This is a genomic window from Synergistales bacterium, from assembly GCA_021736445.1.
Taxonomy (GTDB): domain Bacteria; phylum Synergistota; class Synergistia; order Synergistales; family Aminiphilaceae; genus JAIPGA01.
The window spans coordinates 1-21,380 of record JAIPGA010000035.1 but is presented as its reverse complement, the minus strand read 5'-3'; the positions used below and the strand labels follow the sequence as shown (position 1 = coordinate 21,380).

The 21,380-nt window shown below is 65.2% G+C and carries 16 protein-coding genes; 4 read left to right on the top strand and 12 right to left on the bottom strand.

Annotated features, from left to right (window positions below):
- The 5 genes from K9L28_06775 to msrB form a co-directional block, all read right to left on the bottom strand.
- The coding region (locus K9L28_06775) for a PAS domain-containing protein (protein ID MCF7936024.1) at window positions 1-2,443 on the bottom strand (2,443 nt) is incomplete at its 3' end.
- A 256-nt stretch (window positions 2,444-2,699) separates the two neighbouring features.
- Window positions 2,700-2,879: a DUF5320 domain-containing protein gene (locus K9L28_06770; GenBank protein MCF7936023.1), complete on the bottom strand. Its 180-nt coding sequence runs from the start codon at window positions 2,877-2,879 to the stop codon at window positions 2,700-2,702.
- Between the two features lie 74 nt (window positions 2,880-2,953).
- Complete coding sequence (locus K9L28_06765; protein MCF7936022.1) at window positions 2,954-4,114, bottom strand: hypothetical protein; 1,161 nt, start codon at window positions 4,112-4,114, stop codon at window positions 2,954-2,956.
- A 66-nt stretch (window positions 4,115-4,180) separates the two neighbouring features.
- On the bottom strand, window positions 4,181-4,558 hold the full coding sequence (locus tag K9L28_06760; protein MCF7936021.1) for a PH domain-containing protein: 378 nt from the start codon (window positions 4,556-4,558) through the stop codon (window positions 4,181-4,183).
- Window positions 4,559-4,675: 117 nt separating this feature from the next.
- Window positions 4,676-5,230 (bottom strand): peptide-methionine (R)-S-oxide reductase MsrB, encoded by a 555-nt coding sequence (msrB, locus tag K9L28_06755; GenBank protein ID MCF7936020.1) that lies wholly within the window; start codon window positions 5,228-5,230, stop codon window positions 4,676-4,678.
- A gap of 201 nt (window positions 5,231-5,431) precedes the next feature.
- Between msrB and K9L28_06750 the strand changes: the two genes are divergently transcribed.
- Together K9L28_06750 and K9L28_06745 are read left to right on the top strand one after the other, a co-directional pair.
- Window positions 5,432-5,662, top strand: a complete 231-nt coding sequence (locus K9L28_06750) for a hypothetical protein (protein ID MCF7936019.1) — start codon at window positions 5,432-5,434, stop codon at window positions 5,660-5,662.
- Between the two features lie 38 nt (window positions 5,663-5,700).
- Window positions 5,701-6,549 (top strand): YihY/virulence factor BrkB family protein, encoded by an 849-nt coding sequence (locus K9L28_06745; protein MCF7936018.1) that lies wholly within the window; start codon window positions 5,701-5,703, stop codon window positions 6,547-6,549.
- 39 nt (window positions 6,550-6,588) lie between these two features.
- Here K9L28_06745 and K9L28_06740 read toward each other — a convergent pair whose 3' ends face one another.
- The 4 genes from K9L28_06740 to nifJ form a co-directional block, all read right to left on the bottom strand.
- The gene (locus K9L28_06740; protein MCF7936017.1) at window positions 6,589-8,226 is read right to left on the bottom strand and encodes a hypothetical protein; all 1,638 of its coding nucleotides are present in this window, start codon (window positions 8,224-8,226) and stop codon (window positions 6,589-6,591) included.
- 46 nt (window positions 8,227-8,272) lie between these two features.
- Window positions 8,273-9,265: a dihydroorotate dehydrogenase-like protein gene (locus K9L28_06735; GenBank protein ID MCF7936016.1), complete on the bottom strand. Its 993-nt coding sequence runs from the start codon at window positions 9,263-9,265 to the stop codon at window positions 8,273-8,275.
- 18 nt (window positions 9,266-9,283) lie between these two features.
- On the bottom strand, window positions 9,284-11,107 hold the full coding sequence (locus K9L28_06730; GenBank protein ID MCF7936015.1) for a hypothetical protein: 1,824 nt from the start codon (window positions 11,105-11,107) through the stop codon (window positions 9,284-9,286).
- 344 nt (window positions 11,108-11,451) lie between these two features.
- On the bottom strand, window positions 11,452-14,994 hold the full coding sequence (gene nifJ, locus K9L28_06725) for a pyruvate:ferredoxin (flavodoxin) oxidoreductase (GenBank protein ID MCF7936014.1): 3,543 nt from the start codon (window positions 14,992-14,994) through the stop codon (window positions 11,452-11,454).
- A 426-nt stretch (window positions 14,995-15,420) separates the two neighbouring features.
- Here nifJ and K9L28_06720 point away from each other — a divergent pair, with 426 nt between their 5' ends.
- Both K9L28_06720 and K9L28_06715 read left to right on the top strand, forming a co-directional pair.
- Window positions 15,421-15,822 (top strand): response regulator, encoded by a 402-nt coding sequence (locus K9L28_06720; protein MCF7936013.1) that lies wholly within the window; start codon window positions 15,421-15,423, stop codon window positions 15,820-15,822.
- Window positions 15,815-16,720 carry a hypothetical protein gene (locus tag K9L28_06715; GenBank protein ID MCF7936012.1) on the top strand — a complete coding sequence of 302 codons (906 nt, stop codon included), beginning with the start codon at window positions 15,815-15,817 and terminating at the stop codon, window positions 16,718-16,720. The genes K9L28_06720 and K9L28_06715 overlap by 8 nt, the downstream gene beginning before the upstream one ends.
- A gap of 14 nt (window positions 16,721-16,734) precedes the next feature.
- On the opposite strand, the gene K9L28_06710 is transcribed toward K9L28_06715, so the two are convergent.
- The 3 genes from K9L28_06710 to K9L28_06700 form a co-directional block, all read right to left on the bottom strand.
- Window positions 16,735-17,700, bottom strand: coding sequence for a D-glycerate dehydrogenase (locus tag K9L28_06710; GenBank protein ID MCF7936011.1), 966 nt, complete (start codon window positions 17,698-17,700; stop codon window positions 16,735-16,737).
- A 155-nt stretch (window positions 17,701-17,855) separates the two neighbouring features.
- A complete protein-coding gene (locus tag K9L28_06705) occupies window positions 17,856-19,895 on the bottom strand; it encodes a hypothetical protein (protein ID MCF7936010.1) in 2,040 nt (679 codons plus the stop codon).
- A gap of 86 nt (window positions 19,896-19,981) precedes the next feature.
- The coding region (locus K9L28_06700; protein ID MCF7936009.1) for a hypothetical protein at window positions 19,982-21,380 on the bottom strand (1,399 nt) is incomplete at its 5' end.

Here is a 21,380-nt window from a genome sequence, read left to right as displayed (position 1 = left end):
CCACCCCGTTTGCCGCTGTTGTGCTCCGCATGCCCCAGGCGGGGGTGGTATTGCGGGGGCTCTCGCGGCGGAGGTCGTTCCGGTCGGCTATCAGAATGGGGATGTCCCCCAGTGCCGTGAGCGGCACAGGGGCTCCGGCGTCCCGGGACTGCCTGGCGAGCCGCGCTGTGAACCGGAAGGTGGAGCCCTCTCCAGGTGTGCTCTCCACGCCGATCTCTCCGCCCATCAGTTCGACCAGCCGTCGCGAGATGGCGAGCCCCAGGCCGGTCCCCTCGTTTTGCTTCGCCTCTCCCTCAAGCCGGGCAAACTCCTCGAAGAGCCGCTCCCGGTCCTTTTCCGGGATACCGATGCCGGTGTCCCGGACGGAGAAACGCAGCAGAACCTCCCTTTCCGTCGTGCAAAGCGACGAACAGGTGATGGTCACCTCGCCCTGTTCGGTGAATTTGATGGCGTTGCCGGCGAGATTGGTGAGGACCTGCCGGAGTCGACCCGGGTCGCCCCAGAGAAGGGTGGGGACATCGGGGTTTAGAGTGCAGACGAATTCCAGGCCCTTGTGGTGGGCCTGGAGGGCGATGGAGTCGGCGAAGTCGTCCAGCATGTCCTGGAGATCGAAGTCCTCGCACTCCAGACTGAGTTTGCCGGCTTCGATCCTGGAGTAGTCCAGGATGTCGTTGATAAGATGGAGCAGCGCCTCGCCGCTGGAGCGGACGATCTCGGCGTAGTGGCGCTGTTTCGGGGTGAGCGGCGTATCGAAGAGCAGTCCGGTCATGGCGAGGACGCCGTTCATGGGGGTGCGGATCTCGTGGCTCACGGTGGCCAGGAAGGAGCTTTTGGCCCTGTTGGCCGCCGTGGCCCGCTCCTCGCTGATCCGGAGCTTCTCTTCCGCTTCCTTCCGTGCCGTGACGTCCAGGATGATCCCGCTGACCCAGAGCGGTTCTCCCGTTTCAGTACGGGAGACCACCTTCCCGCGGTCCTGGATCCAGATCCAGCGCCCATCGCCGTGCCAGACCCGGTGTTCGCACTCGAAGAAGGGCTTCGGGCCCTTGAGATGTTCCCGGAAAAGGGACTGGCATCGCTGGAAGTCCTCGGGGTGGGCGATTTCGACCCAGGTCTGGATTGTCGTCGGTTCGAGATCGGCCAGCCTGTATCCCAGTATGCGGGCGGTGCGTTCGTTGAAGATGGTTTCACCGGTCCGGACGTTCCACTCCCATGTGCCCGCTTCGGTTCCCTCGATGATATTGGCCAGCCGCTCCCGCTGTCTCGCGATCTCCTCCCGGGCCTCTTTGCGGGCCGTGATGTCCAGGTGGGTGCCGTAGACCCAGAGGGGTTCCCCCGCTTCGGTACGGGAGATCACCTTGCCCCGGTCGACCATCCAGATCCACCGTCCATCTCGGTGCCGCATCCGCAGTTCGCTTTCGTACCGGGGCGTTTCGCCCCGGAAGTGGCGTTCCAGCTGGGCCATGCTGTGGTGGAGGTCCTCGGGATGGGTGAGCTCTTTCCATGTATCGATGCTGCCGGGCTGCAGCTCTTCCAGCCTGTAGCCGAGCATCTCGGCCCAGCGCCTGTTGACGAGCAGCTCCCCGGTCCGGACGTTCCATTCCCAGGTGGCGGCGCCGGTTCCTTCCAGGATGTTGGTGAGCCGTTTCCGCTGTTCTTCCGCCTCCTGCCGGGCGCTCTTCCGTTCCGCAATGTCCAGAAGGGTGCCGTAGACCCAGAGCGGACGGCCCTGGGGGTTCCAGGCGATGACCTTCCCCCGGTTGGCTACCCACAGCCAGTGCCCTTTCCTGTGGAGCACCCGGTGTTCGCATTCGAAACGCTCCCGCCGGCCGCTGAGGTGCTGGTCGATCATCTCCCTGCAGGCGGGGAGGTCCGTCGGGTGGGTCCGCTCGAACCAGTCGGAGATGGTGAAGGGGTGGATCTCCTGCAGGCTGTGTCCCAGGATCTCTGCGCTCCGTTCGCCGAACACCACCTCGCCGGTCTGGACGTTCCACTCCCAGATGCCGGCGCCGGTGGCCGCCAGGATATTGGCCGCGTGCCGGCGGCGGCGCTCCTCTTCCTTCGGGAGGGTGTCCTCCCCATCGGTGCCTGTCGTTGCGATGAAAAAGCCGGCGACCTCACCGGCTTCCGGTGCGTAGGCGGTGACCCGGAGGTGTCTCCCCAGGGATGCGCAGTAGGCCTCGAAGGCCTTGTCGGTACCCTGAAGGGCCACCTCGCCGCAGGTTCCGATCCAGTCAAAGGAGGATTTCCCGATTCCGGGGAAGACCTCGGTGGCCTTCCTGCCGACCACCTGCTGCTCCCGCAGCCCGGCGAGCTCCTCGAAGGCCTTGTTGACGTCGAGGAAGAGGAGATCCGCCGGCGTTCCCCGCTCGCTCTCAATGATCTTGAGGTGTGCGTAGGCCACCGGGGCGAGCTCCTTGATATGTCGGTACATCGATTGGTCCATAGGTCGATTCCTCCCGCGGCGTCTCTGGGCATGCGCCAGCATTAGCATCATAGCATAAAGGACCTGTACCGTTTTCGCGGAGCCCGCCGCGCCAGGGCGGGTTCGGGATGGCTCGGAGACGCCCCCTGGAAAAAATACAGAAAGGGCTGCCCCGCAAGGGGCAGCCCGGAGAGAGGAGAAAGAGTGTTTCGGGAGGGAGGCACAACCTATGTGGTATCAACGCGTGATTCGCCGCGTCATGCACATGTCGGACGTTCTATCGGCGGCGTCCCCGGCCCTGCCAGGCACCGCGCCTACGCCCCGCACCGCGGCCTCTGCCGCGACGGGCCGTTCCGACCGGGGGAACACTGTCCGGGCTGTTGCCTCCGCAACGTCCCGCACCTCTGCCCGTCTTCGGGCCCTGTCCTTCCGGGCCGGTGCTGTCGTATCCAGGCATGGAGTCCGCCCCCTTTCATGAGAATCGATCTCAAGAGGAGTATAGCACGCCTTTCTCCTATTGGCAATACGCGATTACCTTTCGAGTCTGACGGTGAGCCGCTGGAATTCCTCCTGCATGGACTGGTTGTCGAAGGAGACCATCGAAGGGATCTCCAGTTTGGTCAGCAGGGAGATGTGTTTGTCGCTCGATTCCATCAGGGAGATCAGATTGCTGCTCAGGGTGACGGTGCGGTAGGTGTTCATGGCCACGTCCACCTGCCGCTGCAGGGCGTCGCGCCGCTGTGCCACCTGGTCGTACTGTCTGTGCAGATACTGCTTGTAGAGCCGCGCTACCTTGATGGTGAGCTCGTTGGAGGCGATGTTGTCCCGCAGGATCTCCCGCTGGCCGGTGGTGTAGTCCCCGCTGGAGATGCGTTGCCGGGCGTCGCCGATGATGCCCCGGGCTTCGGAGATGATGCTGTCCAGTCTGGGGAGGTAGCTGTCGTCCACCTTCTGCAGGAAGTTCTCCTGCATGGTCACGGCGGTGCGGAGCAGCACGGCGTAGATGCCGTAGTACTTCCGGGCCACGTCGATGTTGTCGCGGTTCTCCTTCATGAGCTGCATCAGCTGTTCCGTGACATTGCGGATGTTCTCGAAGGCTGCGTAGATCTTGACGATGTCGTTGCCGCTGATGCTCATGAGCAGACCCTTGATCTGCTCGTCGGTGGCGTCCAGCCCTGCTTCGCGGAGTTTGTCGGCCAGCTGTTTCTGGGTTTTCTCGATCTCTTCCCTGTTGGCCTCGATGTACGCGCGCTTGTCGGCGATCTCTTCGTCGATCTTCTCCTTGGTCTGGCGGAAGGGGATCTTGCTCTCTGCAGGTGCGCTGATCCGCTCCCGCTGCAGTTCGGCGATCTCCGAACGCAGCTCGGCGATCCGTTCCCGGGCATTCCGTACCCGGAGCCTGTAGGTGTTGGTGGGCGAGTCCACAAGGATAGAGATCACCTCGTTGAGGTGTTCCTCGATCTCCCTGGCGCCCTCCTCCCTGTCGGTGCCGAAGAGCTTCTTCTCCGGCAGTTCCTCCTGCCTGTCGATGAGCTCGAGGGTCTTTTCCAGTTTGTCGTAGGCCTTGTCCCAGACCTCGCCGAACTCCGCCGCCGGACAGGGCGGTGCCCCTCCGGCCAGGAAAACCCCCACCAGTGCCGTCAGCAATAGGATCTGTACTGTTTTGCCCGTCATGCTCTCACCTTCCGTCATTCCAGTGGTATGCGCACCTGCTATTCTCTCCCCGCAGGGTGGGCGGCGCAAGGGGGGCTTCCCTGTCTATTTCAGGACGTTGGTGGCCAGCACCTTCTGGACATCGTAGATGTTCACCTTCTTGGAAAACTGCTTGGCGAAGGGCTCCCCCCGTCCGGAGATCCAGATCTTCAGCTCGGCGTCCAGATCGAAGTGCCCCGAGGTCTCGATGCTGAAGTTGGTGATCTTGTCGTAGGGGATGGAGTGGTATTCGATCTTTTTGCCCGTAATACCCTGTTTGTCCACCAAAATGAGCCGTTTGTCGGTGAAGATGAAGGTGTCCCGGATCAGCCTGAAACCGATCTGCAGCGATTCGCCCTCCGCCAGAAGCGGCGTGTACTCCTTGGCCAGCTCCGCCGGTTCTATCACTGAGGCGTTGCCCATCATTCCCGATATCAAACCCATAGCGTAGCCTCCCTGTCCAGAGTGTCCGCACTCCCGCAACAGAGCGGAAGGCGCTTTCCCATATATTATAGCAAACTGCTCAACGGGAACACAGTATCTGTCGGGCGCCGCCGTCTGTCATTGCGCCGTCTTGTGTGGTTTCTGTTCGGCTTCCGGCACGAAGTCGAGGGCCGCCGAGTTGATGCAGTAGCGGAGGGCCGTGGGCTGCGGACCATCGTTGAAGACGTGACCCAGGTGCGCCCCGCAGCGGCGGCAGTGCACCTCGGTGCGGGTCATGCCGAAGCTCCGGTCGCTCTCGTTGCCCACATTGGCCTCGTCCACAGGGGCGGTGAAACTGGGCCAGCCGGTGCCGGAGTCGAACTTCGCCTCCGAAAGGAAGAGATCGGTGTCGCAGCAGATGCATCGGTAGAGCCCCTCGGCGTGGTTGTCCCAGTATTCGTTGGAGAAGGGTCGTTCGGTGCCGTGTTTTCTGGCGACATGGAACTGCTCCGCCGTCAGCGTCTTCTTCCAGGCGGCGTCGCTTTTGGCTACGGGCTCCGCCTGATACATGCGGTCGGCCGTGGCGTCGTAGAGCTCCAGGGTGTCGGATTCGGCGCCCCAGGCGCGGTGTCCCGCCACAAGCACAAACTGGGCGGTCAGGATCATCAGGATAGCGAGAACAACGAGTCTCATGATTGTCCCACCTTTTCTGTCGAGGGTGTGTGCGATTCTCCTTACATTGTAATGGTTTTTGTTTGAGGTGGATAGGCCGGTTGGCGGATTTGTGAGGATCCTCCAGGCCGGTGGTACCCCCCCCTGGGGGAGGGGAATCAGCGCTCCTGATTGATTTTATTGGTACAAATCCGATACAGTACAGTGAAAGGAGGGAGGGGCATGGCGGATGACAACGGGAGAACGGTCGGCGGAGTGGGACCTGTGGAACGCACAACCTACAAGCGTGTCCGGCGGAAGAACCGTCACGACAGCCAGGGGCAGAGTTGGGAGGAGTTCTTTGAAGGCAGGGGGACAAAAGGGCGCAAAGACAGGGGAAGGAAGGCCGGCCGACGCTCCTCTCCGGAGGACAGCGGCGGGGGGACCGGCGTCAGGGTCGACAGGATGGCCTGAAGGCCCGGGGGCATGGTAGGGTGGGACGCGGCGGTGCTGTGACAAGACTGTGCGCGCAGGTGGTCCGGGAGTGGGGTCGAACCAGGGCGTGGATCTTCGGCGCCGGGCTGGCCTTTTACGCTGTGATCGCCATCATTCCCACACTGCTCTTTCTTCTGCTTACCGTAGGGATGTTTCTCGGCCAGGGGCCGGCCTACGACACGCTGGCCCAGTATGCCCGTGCCTGTTTCGGCGACCGCGAGGCAGGGGTGTTGCTCCGGATGCTCCACGAGCTTATGGGCAAGGAGGCCGGCCGACTCTCCACAGTGGTCGGGGTCGTCACGGTGGTCTTCGGGGTGACCCAGCTTGGTGTCCATGTCCGTTCGGCCTTTGATGTCATCTGGGAATGGCGCGGCCCGAAGGGGTCCACGCTGCTCTCCTGGCTTACCGGCCGGCTTGTGGGCCTCGCCATGGCGCTCTGTGTCAGCGTGGCGCTGGCGGCGCTTCCCTTCCTGAGCGCCCTCTTCGGTGCGGTACGGGCGGTGCTGGAGCACTATTTCGGATGGGGCGTGGTCTCACTGCACACCCTGCACATCATGAAACTGATCGATTTCGGCGGCTCCGCCTTCCTGGTGGTTGTCATCTTTTTTGTGATCTACCGTTTCATTCCCAGGGCGAAGGTGCGTTCGCAGGAGGCGCTGCTCGGCGCCGTCGTGGCGGCGATGGCCTTTATTGCGGGCAAGTCCGCCGTCGCTCCACTGCTTGCCGGGAGCCTCTACGCATCGCTCTACGGATTTGCCGGTTCCTTCATGATCATGCTGCTCTGGATCTACTTCACCGCACAGGTGCTGCTCCTGGGTGCGCTGACCGCCAGGGGATGGCAGAAGGTCGCCGGGGAAACACGCTAGAGCCCCTGAAGGGACTCTAGCGGTCGTCGCTGTGCTTGGTCAACGTTTGACGATAAGAAGCAGCGGAAGGAGCAGGAGCGGAAGGGGCCACAGTGCTGTTCCGACGGCGCACCCGCCGGCCTCGTCCGGATGAGCCTCCCTGAGCAGCAGCGACGCCGATGCTTTGCCGTCGCGTTCCCCGTCGAAGACGATGAAATAGCCCTGATCGGTGGCGGTGACTGGGTCGGTCCCCTCCGGGGCGGCCCCGTCGACCAGCGCGAGGGCCGCTCTGATCTGCAGGCTTCCGTCTCCGGGCAGTACAGTGGTGAAGAGCTTCTCGTAGGGGATCCCCGCCTTCTGGGCGGTCTTGAACAGCGAGGTCAGGCTCTGGTCGGTGCGGCCCACCGCCAGGTCGGCCTCTCTGAAGAGGGTGTCCGCACTGTCCGGCGAGAGGGGCGTCAGGTCCCGGGAGAGGGGGAAGAGGTCCACCACCACCGCGGCGACGGGGAGATCCGCAGAGGGGAGCTGTTCCTCCTCGAGGGGAAGCGACAGGGAGGCGTAGATGCGGCAGCGTTCGCCGCGGAAGGAGCCGTCTCCGGTGGCGAGCGCGGATTCCTCCTGCAGGATCGCTGCGGCGGTGACCCGGGTTGCAGCGGCGGTGACCTGGTCCCAGGTGTTGTCCAGGGGGACCTCCACGGCGGCCACGGAAGCCAGGGCATCGGCACCGAGGGGGGAGTGGAGCACCGGGACGGTAACGCCCCCCGGGAGGTCGCCGGCCGGGCCGAGGAGCGAGGGGACCGGATCCCGTTCGGGTTCCTCGATGACCTCGGTTCCACCGACGCCGACGTCGTTGCTCTCGCTGTCGTCCTCGGTCTCTGTCTCCCCGTCGTTGACGGTAGGCGAAGCGGGGATCACGGAGGAGCCTCCGCTGTCGCCGCTGACCGAGACCGGCTCGGGGAGGATGTCGGCGCTCTGGGTGGGCTCGGTTCCCGGAGAGGGTGTGACCGGCGGCTGTGCGCCGGACTGCCCCCCGCCTTCCTGGGGTTCCGCACCGTTTTCGTCCTCGGAGAGGACATCCCCGCCGCTCTCCGATACCGCCGTTTCCGCCGGGCTCTGCACCGTTTCGATCGTGCCGACGCCGTGGTCGGCGGAGACGGATCCCATCGGAGAAGAGAAGGTCTGTTCGGTGATGGAAGGCACGCCGCCGAACAGACGGGCGCCTTCACTGTACCGGGTTTCGTTGTCCCGGTCCGGAGCCCCGTCGTCGTCATCGACGCTGTCCCGATACCTGTCCTCCACGGTGGAACCCTCCCCGGCGGTGTCGGTCCGTCCGCTGTCCTGGGGCGATGTGTCCGAAGGGGTGTGCGGTTCCGCGGGCTGTTCTCCCTGCCGGGCGGCCCGGCGTCGCAGCACCTCGAAGTTGAGGGGCAGCAAATCCGGCGAGAGGTCGGCGCTGCTCGAGATGTCCGCCAGCTGGACGCCTCTGTCCAGGTCCGGTGAGACATCCGCCAGCGCGTCCCTGGAGAGCGTCAGCTCCAGATCACTGCTTTCCGGAGTGCCGTCGAGCGCATCCGCTCCGGAAGAGGAGGGCGGGCCGGATACCACCTGCTGTCCGGCGGCCCCCGTGCAGAGCAGCAGAATACCCGCGACGGCAAGGAAAACCTTCTGCCGCAACGCTTTGCCGAGGAATCCTCCCATCTCACACCCCCCTTTTCTGCGTCATGCCTGGGTACAGGGTGCTGCTCTAGGAATACGAGCTGAGTACCCGCACATAGTTGGCCCGGGTCAGGGCCGCAAGATCGCGGTCCCTTTTCTGGCGGAGCACGCCGCGCATCTCGTCGACATCTTCGTAGCCGTGGTCCTCCATCACCCGCTGCAGCTGTTCCAGGATGGTGCCTGCATAATGGAGGCCGTTCTGCAGCAGCGCCGAGGTGACCATGCCCACCTGTGCCCCCGAGAGAAGGGCCTTCGCCAGGTCCTCACCACTGTGGATCCCCCCGGTGATGGCCAATTCCGGCTGGACCTGTTCTTTCAGCAAGGCTACCCAGCGGAGGCGCAGCGGGAGCTCTGCAGAGGAGCTCAGGGTCACCCTGGATCGGATCTCCAGATTGGCCAGGTCGATGTCCGGCTGGTAGAAGCGGTTGAACAGCACCACGGCGGTGGCGCCGGCTTCACCCAGTCTGGTCACGAAGTGTGGTATCGAGGTGACCTCCTGGGAGATCTTGACGGCCACGGGAATCGAGACGCTTTCCCGAACCTCCCTGACCACATCGATGGTCTCCTGTTCGATCGATTCCCCGGTGGTGGTCGGATCCACGGCGAGGTGGTAGGTGTTGAGTTCCAGCGCATCGGCGCCGGCCGCCTCGGTCGCTTTGGCGAAGGCCGACCAGGTACCGCGCTTCGATCCGTTGATGCTGGCGATCACCGGAATGGAGATCGCCGCCCTGGCTCGCTTGATGGTCTCCAGATATCCCTCGGTGCCGAGGTTGTAGTCCCGTAGATCGGGGAAATAGCCCAGGGCTTCCGGGGAGCTCTCCGTTCCCTGTTCCAGGGCCACGTTGAGATCCTCGCTCTCCCGCTCCAGCTGCTCTTCGAACAGCGAGGGGAGTACGATCGCCCCCGCGCCGGCTGCCTCCAGCTGTCTGAGATTGTCCATGCGCTCGGTGAGCGGCGCCGCCGAGGCTACCAGCGGCGAGGGAAGCGTCAACCCCATGTAGGTTGTGGCGAGCTGTGCCATTCCTCTCTCTCCTTTCTCTTAACGGTATGCTCCCGGGGATCGTTTCCGTCTGAGGAGATGCAGTGCGTACAGAAGCAGCACCGGCAGGAAGAACAGCAACGACGAGAAACGGAAGGAGGCGGTTGCGCATCCCCCGGCGTCGGACTGTCGATTGCCGGCGTTCCCGGATCCCTCCACAAGCACCAGTCGGTCTCCCGAGGTGGCGTCGGCGCTGCCGACGCCCATGTCCCCGGATATGCCGTATCCTGCGTTCTCCGGAAGGGCCGTGCCGGTATCCCCGGATACCGTGGCCACCAGGGCGTTGGTAAGGCCGGCTACGCCGATGCGGAGACCGCTGCGTTCCCCCTTCGGTTCGGGAAGCTCCAGCGCCCGGGACAGGAAGTCGGCGGTTGTTCCGATATCGACGGAGGCCGGCTGGTATTCCACGGCGCCCATATCGGGGGCCCCTCCTTCGATCCGCGGCCGACCGGCCAGATCCACAGGCAGGATCTCCTCGCGGTCGGTGTCGTTGTCGGTATCGGCGGCGTCTTCCGGCAGATCCGCCCGGACGGCACCGTTGCGGGCCGGAGACGCCGCCTGCAGACGGATGTCACAGCTTCTGGCGTTGACGAACCCCGGGTTGCCGAAGCGGTTGCCCGGCTGTTCCCGGAGAACGGCGGGGCTCTCCGCGGGAAGCAGCGACGAGGAGACCTTCGGAGCGGTGGTTTTCCAGAAGATCTGCGGTTCCCGTTTCTCTCCCGCCGTTGCGGAGAGGATGCTGCCGGTGATGGTCACGCGCCGCTCTGCGTCCCTGCCGGCGTCGTAGATCGTTGCTCCCTCTCCGTTGGGCGCGCTGTTCGCCAGCAGCGTGGAGAAGCGCAGTTCGGCGTTTCCGCTGAGATTGAACAGCGCTCCCCCGCCGCCCTTGCCGGAGAAGTCCCCGGTCCGGGCGATGTTGCGGCAGAGGAGTGTGCCTGCCAGGCTGGGGGCGCCGCCGTAGTTGAAGATGGCGCCGCCGCCGCCCATGGAGAGGCTCACCGCCGTATTCCGCACGAAGATGGAGCTGGAAAAGACAGGGGCGCCGTTTTTGATGAACGCGGCGCCGCCCCCGCCGGTCACGCTGACGGCGCTGTTGTCGAAGAAGCGGCACCAGGCGAAGGTGGCCGATGAGTCGAGGAGAAAGAGGCCGCCCCCTCCGCCGCTGAAACTGCTTGCCGTGTTGCCGAAGACGGTACAGTTGCGGATGGAAGGGCGCCCTCCGACGATCAGGATGCCGCCGCCGCTGTCGGAGTGCTCCGGGTCGCCCCCGGCGGCGTCGACGCCGTCGGCGTTCCCGCCGGTGATGTGGAAGCCGTCAAGCACCGGCCCCCTTTCGGCGGTCGTGGAGGGTGCGATGATGGAGACCACATGGTAGGCATCCTTGCTGGTGAAGGAGCCGCTTTCGTCCAGATCGCCGGTAAGCGTGGTCGGCCACTTCAGGGGATCCCGTTGCTCCCTGCGCGGGTCGGTCTTGCAGAAGCCCCCGTAGAGTGCCACATTGCCGTTGAGCCGGAAGCTTGCCCGCCGCTCTCCGGCCTTTCCCGGGGCGTAGATGCCTTCGGCGACGAGGATGGCTACGGGGGCCCCGTCCTCCGGTGCTGCGGCCAGGAGGGATTCGGCGTGGCGCAGCGCCTTCCGGAGGTCGGTGTAGGCCTCCGTCCAGCTGCTCCCGTCGGGGTCGAGGGCGTCGCTCCCGGCGCTCACGTAGAGGCGGTGGGTATAGCCGTCGTAAGGAGAGGCCGCAGCCGCTCCATGCAATGATGGCCAGACACACAGGAGAAGCGCCAGAGCTATGGCGCTCCACTTCAGTCTCTGCACTGCCATCGGTTGTGCCGTTGTTCTCGCGAGTGGCGATCTCATGATATCCACACTTCCATTCAGGGGAAACCCTGATTGTCCGATCCGATTTTCGGAAATCTCCGCAAAATTACAGATAAACTCCTAGGCTAATTGTAGTGCGTCACCCGGCGAATCGCAAGTAACAAGAGAAGAGCCTGCGCAGATCTCCGAACTCGGTGACCTCCGGTTCGGTCTGTGTGTATGGAGGTGGCGGCCGGCGGTGCGATCCGGCCGGAGGGAAGCAAAAGGCGAGCTCCCCGGCTGGAACCGGGGAGCTCGCCATGCGCGGGGGAGTGTCTCCAGCGCGGGGAGTGGTGTTGACGGGGTTCCTACTCCTCTGTGTCCTCCATCGGCCTGTTGGCCAGATACTCGTAGTACCTCCAGTGCTCGTTGACCAGTTTCTGGGCGCCTTCCACCAGATGCTCCGAGTTCTCCGGCTTGCTGCGCTTGAGCATGGAGTAGCGGTTCTCGTTGTAGACATACTCCGCAAGCGGCAGCGTAGGCTTCTTGCTGTCCAGCTGGAGGGGGTTCTTGCCCTCCAGGGAGAGCTCGGGATTGTACCGCATCAGGATCCAGTGGCCGGCGTCGACGGCCTTCTTCTGCTGTTCCAGGCCGTGGACGAGGTTGTAGCCGTGGGCGATGCAGTGGCTGTAGGCGATGATCAGCGAGGGGCCCTCGTAGGCCTCGGCCTCGCGGAAGGCCTTGAGGGTCTGGGCGTCGCTGGCGCCCATGGCCACCCGGGCCACATAGACATGGCCGTAGGTCATGGCCATCAGGGCCAGATCCTTCTTGCCCAGCGGCTTGCCGCCGGCGGCGAACTTGGCCACGGCGCCCATGGGGGTCGCCTTGGACATCTGCCCGCCGGTGTTGGAGTAGACCTCGGTGTCCATCACCAGGACGTTGACGTTTTTGCCGGAGGCCAGGACGTGGTCCAGACCGCCGTAGCCGATGTCGTAGGCCCAGCCGTCGCCGCCCATGATCCAGACGCTCCGCTTGATGAGATTCTCCGCCACGTGGAGCAGCCGCCTGGCCTCGGGGCTGTCCAGCTCCTGCAGCTTGCCCTTCAGTGCGGCGATGCGCTTGCGCTGTTCGGCGATCCCGTCGTCGTCGCTCTGGTCGGCCTCCAGGATGGCTTTCGCCAGGTCGTCGCCCACCTGGGGCGCCAGTTTCCGCAGCAGCTCGCCGGCGTACTTGCGGTTCTGGTCCACGGCGAGGCGCATGCCCATGCCGAACTCGGCGTTGTCCTCGAAGAGCGAGTTGGACCAGGTGGGACCGTACCCCTCGTCGTTCTTTGTCCATGGGGTGGTGGGCAGGTTGCCGCAGTAGATGGAGGAGCACCCCGTGGCGTTGGCGATGACCGCCCGGTCGCCGAAGAGCGAACTGAGAAGCTTGACGTAGGGAGTCTCGCCGCAGCCCGGGCAGGCGCCGGAGAACTCGAAGAGCGGCTCCAGCAGCTGCACGTCCTTGACGCTGTTGAGGTTCAACTCGTCCCGCTTGGTTTCGGGCAGGGAGAGGAAGAAGTCGAAGTTCTCCCGTTCCTGCTCGCGGAGGGGCGGCTGGGGCGCCATGTTGATGGCCTTCTTCTCGGGGTCCTGCTTGTTCTTGGCGGGACAGGTCTGTACGCAGAGCCCGCAGCCGGTGCAGTCCTCCGGAGCGATCTGGATGGTGAATTTCTTGCCCTTGTACTGCTTCCACTTGGCGTCGGTGGACTTGAAGGTCTCCGGCGCCTGCTCCAGCTCCCCGGGGTCGTAGACCTTGGCGCGGATGCAGGCGTGGGGGCAGACCAGCGAGCACTTGCCGCACTGGATGCAGACATCGGGGTCCCAGACGGGGATCTCCAGGGCCACGTTGCGCTTCTCCCACTTGGTGGTGCCCGTGGGGAAGGTGCCGTCGGCGGGCATGGCGCTCACCGGCAGCTCGTCGCCCTTCATGGCGATGATGGGACCCAGGACCTCCCTGACGAACTCCGGCGCCTCCCCGGGGACGGGCGGACGGAGGTCGAAGGTGCTGGTGACCTCACTCGGCACGGAGACCTCGTGGAGGTTGTCCAGCGAGTTGTCCACGGCGGCGAAGTTCTTCTGGACGATGGCCTCGCCCTTCTTGCCGTAGGTCTTCTCGATGGTCTTTTTGATCAGGCCGATGGCCTCGTCCTTGGGCAGGATGCCGCTGATGGCGAAGAAGCAGGTCTGCATGACCGTGTTGATCCGTCCGCCCATGCCGGATTCCTTGGCCACCTTGTAGCCGTCGATAACGTAGAAGCGGAGTCTCTTGTCGATGATGCGCTTCTGCACCGTTTTGGGCAGCTGATCCCAGACCTCGTCGGGGCCGTAGATGCTGTTCAGCAGGAAGGTGCCGCCCTCCTCGGCGTTCTTGAGCACGTCATAGCGCTCCAGGAAGGAGAACTGGTGGCAGCCGACGAAGTTGGCGCTCTTGATCTGGTAGGTGGACCGGATCGGGTTGGGGCCGAAGCGGAGGTGGGAGACGGTGACGCCGCCGGACTTCTTGGAGTCGTACTGGAAGTAGCCCTGGGCGTAGTGGTCGGTGTTCTCCCCGATGATCTTGATGGAGTTCTTGTTGGCGCCCACCGTGCCGTCGGAACCGAGGCCGAAGAAGAGGCAGCGTACGGCGTCGGGGTCGGCGGAGTGGAAGGATGCGTCCATCTCCAGGCTCTCCCTGGTGACATCGTCGGTGATCCCCACGGTGAAGTGCTTCCTGGGCTCCTCCTTCTCCGCTTCCTTGAGGACGGCATGGACGCAGGAGGGGGTGAACTCGCTGGAGGAGAGGCCGTAACGGCCGCCCACGACCCGCACGGAGGGCCGGGTTTCACAGAGCGCCGAGGCCACGTCGAGGAAGAGGGGCTCCCCTTCGGCGCCGGGTTCCTTGGTCCGGTCGAGGACCGAGACGGTCCTGACCGTTTCGGGGAGGGCCTCCAGCAGGTGCTGCGTGGAGAAGGGGCGGTAGAGGTGCACCTTGACGAGCCCCACCTTCTCGCCCCTGTCGGCCATGTAGCTCACCGCCTCGTCGGCCGCCTCGGCGCCGGAGCCCATGAGGACCACCACCCGCTCGGCGTCGGGGGCGCCCACGTAGTCGAAGAGGTTGTAGCGGCGGCCGGTGACCTCGTAGAAGCGGTCCATGGTCTTCTGGACCACGTCGGGGCAGGCGGCGTAGTAGGGGTTGCAGGCCTCGCGGGCCTGGAAGAAGTGGTCGGGATTCTGGGCCGTTCCCCGGATGATGGGATGGTCGGGGTTCAGCGCCCTGTCGCGGTGGGCCGCCACCAGCTCGTCGTCCATCATGGCCCGCACCTCCTCCTCGTTGAGGAGGGTGACCTTCTGGATCTCGTGGGAGCTCCGGAAGCCGTCGAAGAAGTGCAGGAAGGGCACCCGCGACTGGAGGGTGGCCGACTGGGCGATCAGCGCCATGTCGCCGATCTCCTGGATCGAGTTGGACGCCAGGAGGGCGAAGCCGGTGCCCCGGGTGGCCATCACGTCGCTGTGGTCGCCGAAGATGGAGAGCGCGTGGGTGGCCACCGTCCTGGCGGAGACGTGGATCACCGTGGAGGTGAGCTCCCCGGCGATCTTGTACATGTTGGGCAGCATCAGCAGCAGTCCCTGGGACGCCGTGAAGGTGGTGGTCAGCGCCCCCGCCTGGAGTGAGCCGTGGAGCGCGCCCGAGGCGCCGCCCTCGCTCTGCATCTCCACCACGGTGGGGACGGTGCCCCAGATGTTCGGTTTGCCCTCCGAGGACCACTGGTCGGCCCATTCGCCCATCGGCGAGGATGGGGTGATCGGGTAGATAGCCACTACCTCGTTGGTCATGTGCCCGATGCGGGCACAGGTCTCGTTGCCGTCAAGCGTTACCATGGTTCGTTCCATAACAACAACCTCCCTGGTCATGGGTATTCTGCCGGACTGCCTGGTCTATCCTGCGACTGCGCTTGCATCATGCCGGGCGCACCACATTCCCTGCGGCGTCCGGAGCGTTGCCGGGCGGGGCAAGAGCAGCGGAAAGGGGAACAACCCGTAAGGGGAAGCTTCTCCGGGCACGGGTGCTATACTAACACCAATCGTGGTGACGTGGAGTGGAAAAGGTCCAATCATCCTACATTACGGCCGCCCATAGTGTACGCTATTCTTCGTCTGTTCGCAATATTCTATCAGGGTTTCCCCCTTGTGGTACAGTCTCTGTAGCGACAGGAAGATGCAGCGGTTTCGGCACGGGAGAGGGGAAGAAGGCCTTCGGGGGAAGCCGATGGATCGGAAGCGAGAGAGGTCACTACACGAAAGGGGTATGATCGTGTCATGGTGGAGCAAGCGCATCCCTTTACCGTTCTGGTTGGAGACGATTCGATGCTCGCGCGGAAACAGCTGCGCGACCAGCTGGAGGCCCTTGAGGTGGAGCGGATCATGGAGGCTGCCGACGGCGGAGAGGTTGTGGAGATCTACAAGCGGGATCGCCCCGATCTCGTGATGCTGGATATCGTCATGTCCGGTATGGACGGTCTTGCGGCGCTGGAGCGGATCATGGAATACGATCCCCGTGCCAGGGTGGTGATGGCCTCCTCCACGGGAACCCAGGCCAACCTGAAGCGGGCGATCGATCTGGGAGCCATGGACTTTCTCCAGAAACCGATGGAAGCGAAACGCCTCGCCCGGGTCATCGATGACGCGCGTCAGGACAGGGGGGGATCGAGAGATGTTTAACCGGCTCTTCGGCGAGTATCTGCTCAGGGAGCGCATCGTGCCGCTGGCCGATCTGCGGGAAGCCCTGGCCGAGGCGGAGCGCAGCCATATCGAGATCGGCGCTCTTGCCGTCTGCGAAGGGCTCCTGGACGAGGGGAAGCTGGATGAGATCGGCAGGGTGCAGAAACAGCAGGACGCCCGCTTCGGCGAGATCGCCGTCTCCCTGGGGTACCTGACCGAGGAGCAGCTGAGTCTGCTCCTGGAGAGACAGAAAAACCACGCCGAACGCCTCTCCACGGTGCTCCTCCGGCGGGGTGTGCTCGACGCCGGGAGAATGGAAGAGGCACGCCGGGCCTACGAAGAGGAGGGCCAGCTGTCCCCGGGCGGCGGGATCGCCTATGGGTTGAGCAGCACCATCTCTCTCGCCCCGCTGGCGGAGGAGTTCGGTGAAGGCTTTGCCTACGAGCGGTACCTGGAATACTTCTACCTCTTCAACCGCTGCGTCACCCGTTTTGTCGACAGGCAGGCCATCCCCGTGGATCTCGGCGAGGAGCCGCTGCCGGAGGAGCACGGTCTGGTACGGCAGCGGCTCTACAACGATGCAGGGATCTCGGTCTCCACCCTCCTCAGCGCACGTCCCCCGGTACTGCTGGAGATCGCCTCCCGCTTTGCGGAGGAGGAGATCCCCGGCTTTGACGAACTGGCGGAGTCGTCGATCCTGGAGTTCCTCAATCTGGTGAACGGTCTCTACACGGTCAACCAGTCCAGCACGGGGAGGGATCTCTCGATGGATCCCCCGAGCCTCAACCTGGAAGGCGGGGAGAGCGTTTCCGCCGACGCGATGCTGGGGACCATGGGCTTTTCCATCGCCTCGGGGCTCTTCCGGATCAGTCTCCTCTCCGAGACCGCAGAGGACTGAGCCGGGCCGCCCTGTCAGCAGACACGGGCCGGCGGCTCCCCGCCCCGCAGACCGGCCAGCAGGTTGGCCGCCGCCAGCTCGGCCATGGCGTCCCGGGCCTTCCGGCTGGCGCTGCCGATATGGGGCGCGGCCACGCAGTTGTCCAGGGTGAGCAGAGGATGGTCCGCCGGCAGCGGTTCCGGCTCGAAGACGTCGAGCCCCGCTGCGGCGACCCGGCCCTCCTTGAGGGCCCTGTAGAGGGCCTCCTGGTCCACCAGGCCGCCGCGGCCTGTATTGATGAGCACCGCGTCGTCGCGCATCAGCCCAAGCTCCTCCTCGCCGATGAGGTGGTAGGTCTCCGGCGTGAGAGGGCAGTGGAGCGAGACGATCTCGCAGGTCGCCAGCAGCTCCCCGATCTCCAGCCAGTCGGCGCCGACCCTGCGGGCCTCCTCCTTCGGTCCGGTGCCGGTGTAGAACAGCGGCATCCGGAAGCCCGCCGCCCGTTCCGCCACGGCCATGCCGATGCGTCCCAGGCCGACGATGCCCAGGGAGGCTCCCGTCACCTCCTTGCCCAGGAGCAGCTCCGGACCCCAGCTCTTCCACCGCCCCGAACGGACCAGCCGTTCCCCTTCGGCGACCCGGCGGCAGGCGGTCAGGATGAGGGCGAAGGCCAGGTCCGCCGTGGCGTCGGTCAGGACATCGGGGGTGTTGGCGACCATCACCCCGGCGTCGCGGGCCGCCTGGACATCGATGTTGTCGTATCCCACGGCGTAGTTGCTCACGATCCGCAGACGGGATGCGGCCTCGAAGAACTCCCTGTCGATGGACTCGCTGGGCAGGGCGAGGAGTCCCTCGATCTGCGGCGCCATCTCCATCAGACGCTCCCGGGGGACGATCTCCTCGCTTCTGTCCCAGAGGGTCATCGCCGTCTCCTCCCGCAGTCTCGCCAGTCCCGCTTCCGGGATCCTCCGGGTGACGAAGATCCGCGCTTTCTTCTCCATGGTGTTCCCTCCTCCGGCACGCCTGTCTCCGGAGCACCGGGAACTCCGGCTGTCACCGTCCCGGGCTCCGGTCACTGGGTGCCTCCGGGACCAATGATAGCACTCCCGGCGGCAGGGGGCTCCTCCTCCGGCCCGGTGTGTTGCGGTGGCCCCCTTCAGTAGGGGGGCTCGGTGAAGACGAAGCTCCCCCCGCAACGATCCAGCGGCTGTGTGGTTACGCCGTTTTGTGTGCTGGGAAGGTATCCCTCCCGTCCGGGGAGGAGGATGACCGTCAGGGTGCCCCGCTCCCCGGGCTGCAGGAGGCCTGCGTGGACCGCGGCGGTGCCCGGGTCGGAGGTGTCGGCGTAGACGCCGCTGCCCCAGACCGTCCCGGTGGTTCGGCCGGTGATGGTGAACGAGAGGGGGGTGTTGCGCCGTCCCCGGTAGACCTCCAGGGTTTCCGGCGCGGGGGGGCGGCTGACAAAGAGCGCCAGGGAGTGCAGGGCGTCACCGGCATCCGCCTGATCCCTCTCCGGGACCCGCTGCGCCAGGGCGGCGATGTAGGCTTCCAGCTCGGGAACGGGGTGGAGTTTCAGGCTTTCTCTGTAGGCGGCCAGGGCGCCCCTGCGGTTTCCCCTCTCCTCCAGGGCCGCGGCCTCCTCCAGGAAGGCCAGCGCCTTCCGCAGCCGGTCCAGCTCCTGTTGCAGGTGCCGTACCGATTCCGGAGCGGTTCCCGGGCTTCCGGCGGTCTGTTCTACCGTCTGCGCCGGAGCGGCGTTGCGCAGGAGGTGGAGTTGCGGTTCTCCCGGGCTGTATCCGCCCGGACGGTCCTGGATAACCAGATGGCCTGCAGGGGTGACGGCCATCCCCATGACGATCCCGTAGGTCTTCCCTGTGGGGAGGACGTTTCGGAGGTCCCCCCGGGGTCCGTAGATCCAGATGGCCTCCGAGCTGTCGTCGTAGACGTAGATGCGCCCCATGCTGTCGGCGGCGATCTCTTCGGGACTGAAGTAGACCTCCTCGTCACCGGGTGTGGAGGGGAGATCGCTTCCGTAGTACGGCCACTCCAGCAGCTTTTCCCCCTCCAGACTGTAGACGGCGAACATCTCCGCCCTGTCGTTGCCGGGCCGGGGGACCACGGCGACGATCCGATCCCCTGGGAGGGCCGCGATCCCGAGGGTCTCGCCGATCTCCCAGGCGGACTGGAGCTCTCCTTCCGCGGACAACACCAGTACCCGTTCTGTCCCCTTCGTGATCTCCGTAGCCCCCACGACAACCACGTTGCCCGATGCGGTGACGGCCAGGTGTGAGGGGTTGTAGATGCCTTTCTCCCCCAGTGATTCCCTGTCCAGCTTCAGCCTCTTCAGGGGTTTCCCCTCCCTGGTGAAGCGCTGGACATGGGCCTTCACGCTGTACCCCTTGTCGGCTACGTAGAGCGAGCCGTCGGGGCCGAAGGCCAGTGCCTGGGGATAGGAGAAGGTCCCCGGTTCGCCCTTTCCTCTGCTGCCCCACTGGGCGATGCGCTCCCCCCGGGCGTCGAAGATGCGTATTTTCGGGGATTCCACGGAGCCCGAGCTGTCGGCCAGCGCAATGGCGCCGTCCATCGCCGCTGCGGGGCCCACGGTGTGCCGGAAGCTCTCCCGGGTGGCTCCGTAGCCGAAGGCCCTTTCTTCTTCCAGCGGCGGGGTCCCCCCTTCGGCCGAGGACAGCGCGGCGTCGATGGCCCCCCGGTGTTCCGCGATGGACGAGGCGGTGCCCATGAGGCTGACGATGGGGTAGCGTCCCTGGCTGTCGGGTTCCGTCCCCACCACCATGTTGCCCTCCACCGCCCTGAAGCTCCCGCCGATCTCCACCTCGCCGGAGAAGGCGTAGGACATGGCCGGACGTCCGCCCAGAGAGATCTCCTCCTTGTCGATCCGGACATTCCTTGTGGTTTCCCTGCGCAGCTCCTTCTCGATCTCGGCGAAGAAGCTCCGATAGTCGCCGTCCTTCGGTGCAGGTTGCCTGGTGGTGGTGATGCCGGCCATGGCAGCACCCTCCGCGGCGGCCTCGCTGCCTGGCAGGGCGCCGGTGAAGTACCCGATGACGTTGCGCTCCACGAACGGCTTCCAGTCTCTGGGGATGGCCATGGTGTAGGGCGGCAGCCAGCGCAGGACTCCTTCCTGCGCTGCGGTGCGGGATGCGCAGAGGGCGAGAAGAAGGACGACCAGCAACACAACGGTCCTCCCTCTCCGGTTCCCGTGCCTTCGGGGTGTCGCGTCCGGAACGGCGGGATGGCGACGGGGCTGCGTGACAGGATGGTTCATGGGACACCTCCTCGATCGGATGGATCACCGGGGGGGCAGAAGACCGTTCCCACCGGGAGGGAAACCGACAGATTCTCGTAGACCACCGGCGAGCCGCCGTCCAGCCAGAGCTCGCGGGTGCCCCTTGTGTAGAATTCGAGGCTGTACATCATCACCAGGTTCGCGGCGAAGGCGTCTGCCGCCCCCTTCGGGGGGGTCCAGACGACGGTGGTCCTGCCGCTGTTCCCGGACTCTCTGGGGCCGGATGCCGTTCCCAGCGTCAGGAACCATCCGCGCACCGTCACCTGGGCGTCGAGCCTGACGGGATCCCCCCGGCTGTCCGTCATGGAAAGGGGAATCCTGGGGATGGCCGGGAGCGAGAGGGTCAGGGAGACGGTGACCGGTGTCCCCGGTTCCCGGTAGCCGCTCGCCAGGAGGGGCATCCGCCGGTCCATCTGCTCTGCGGTGCCTGTACCGGCCAGAGCGAGGGCCTGCTGCAGGGCGGCGTTCATCTGTGCGTCGCTCAGCGTGATACCCCGCCTGGCCATCTCCTGATGCATGCGTTCCTTGATCACCTCTTCCGTTTTCGCCCCCGGTCCGGCCCTCAGCTCGGCGAGCCGGCGCCCTTCCGGGCTCCCGGGGTCGATGGTGCCCTCAAGCCCTGTGATCTCCGTCTCCAGATGCAGGGGGACCTCCGGGAAGACCACCGACGGATCGTTGGCGAAGGGGGTGTCGGTCTTCCAGAATACCTCGTTCTCGAAGAAGTGCCGCCCCGCTCCCTCGATGACCGTGATGGAGATGGAGTCCTCCCCCAGGATGCGTCCCCTCCTGTCCATCAGGGTGACGGTGGGCGTGAAGGCGTCGCCGGGCTGGAGTCCCGTGTAGAGGTGGCTCTGCCTGGAGTGGCTGCCGGGGTCCGGTCTCTCCTCGACGAGCGCCGAGGCGTCGTCGAGGTTCCAGAGATAGATGTAGTCCCCCGGCGGGGTGGCGACGGCTTCGAAATCGTGGACCACCCTGTCCACGCCTTCCTGGAGCTCCAGGATCAGCTGTCGCGGCGGCTGGAGGGAGACCTCCGCGGCATCGGGGATCCTCCAGGTCTCGCTCCGGAAGCGCCTGCTCCCGGCCTCCACCTGGATGAAGGCGCTCTGTCCGTGCCGGAGTTCGTAGAAGGATTCCTCCTCGGAAAGGGGCCTGTCGTTCCCGGCGACGTAGAGGCGCAGCGGGGCCTGCTCCAGTTCGCCCTCCGGGTTCTCGACGGCACGGAGAAGCCCCTTCTCGAAGGAGAGCTTCCTGGTATAGACCGGTTTTCTTTCTTCCTGCACCACCAGTTCCGCAGGGCCCGAGTAGCGGATGGTCAGCCCGGCGTCGGTCCACGCCGGATCCCGGTCCTGCAGATGCTCCATGGATGGGGTGACC

What these genes read in the sequence shown, in the direction of transcription:
- K9L28_06715 (MCF7936012.1), top strand. Translation starts at nt 15,815, where the DNA reads ATGTTTAACCGGCTCTTCGGCGAGTATCTGCTCAGGGAGCGCATCGTG.
- K9L28_06760 (MCF7936021.1), bottom strand. Translation starts at nt 4,558, where the DNA reads ATGGGTTTGATATCGGGAATGATGGGCAACGCCTCAGTGATAGAACCG.
- nifJ (MCF7936014.1), bottom strand. Translation starts at nt 14,994, where the DNA reads ATGGAACGAACCATGGTAACGCTTGACGGCAACGAGACCTGTGCCCGC.
- K9L28_06770 (MCF7936023.1), bottom strand. Translation starts at nt 2,879, where the DNA reads ATGCCTGGATACGACAGCACCGGCCCGGAAGGACAGGGCCCGAAGACG.
- K9L28_06735 (MCF7936016.1), bottom strand. Translation starts at nt 9,265, where the DNA reads ATGGCACAGCTCGCCACAACCTACATGGGGTTGACGCTTCCCTCGCCG.
- K9L28_06765 (MCF7936022.1), bottom strand. Translation starts at nt 4,114, where the DNA reads ATGACGGAAGGTGAGAGCATGACGGGCAAAACAGTACAGATCCTATTG.
- K9L28_06750 (MCF7936019.1), top strand. Translation starts at nt 5,432, where the DNA reads ATGGCGGATGACAACGGGAGAACGGTCGGCGGAGTGGGACCTGTGGAA.
- K9L28_06720 (MCF7936013.1), top strand. Translation starts at nt 15,421, where the DNA reads ATGGTGGAGCAAGCGCATCCCTTTACCGTTCTGGTTGGAGACGATTCG.
- K9L28_06730 (MCF7936015.1), bottom strand. Translation starts at nt 11,107, where the DNA reads ATGGCAGTGCAGAGACTGAAGTGGAGCGCCATAGCTCTGGCGCTTCTC.
- K9L28_06710 (MCF7936011.1), bottom strand. Translation starts at nt 17,700, where the DNA reads ATGGAGAAGAAAGCGCGGATCTTCGTCACCCGGAGGATCCCGGAAGCG.
- msrB (MCF7936020.1), bottom strand. Translation starts at nt 5,230, where the DNA reads ATGAGACTCGTTGTTCTCGCTATCCTGATGATCCTGACCGCCCAGTTT.
- K9L28_06740 (MCF7936017.1), bottom strand. Translation starts at nt 8,226, where the DNA reads ATGGGAGGATTCCTCGGCAAAGCGTTGCGGCAGAAGGTTTTCCTTGCC.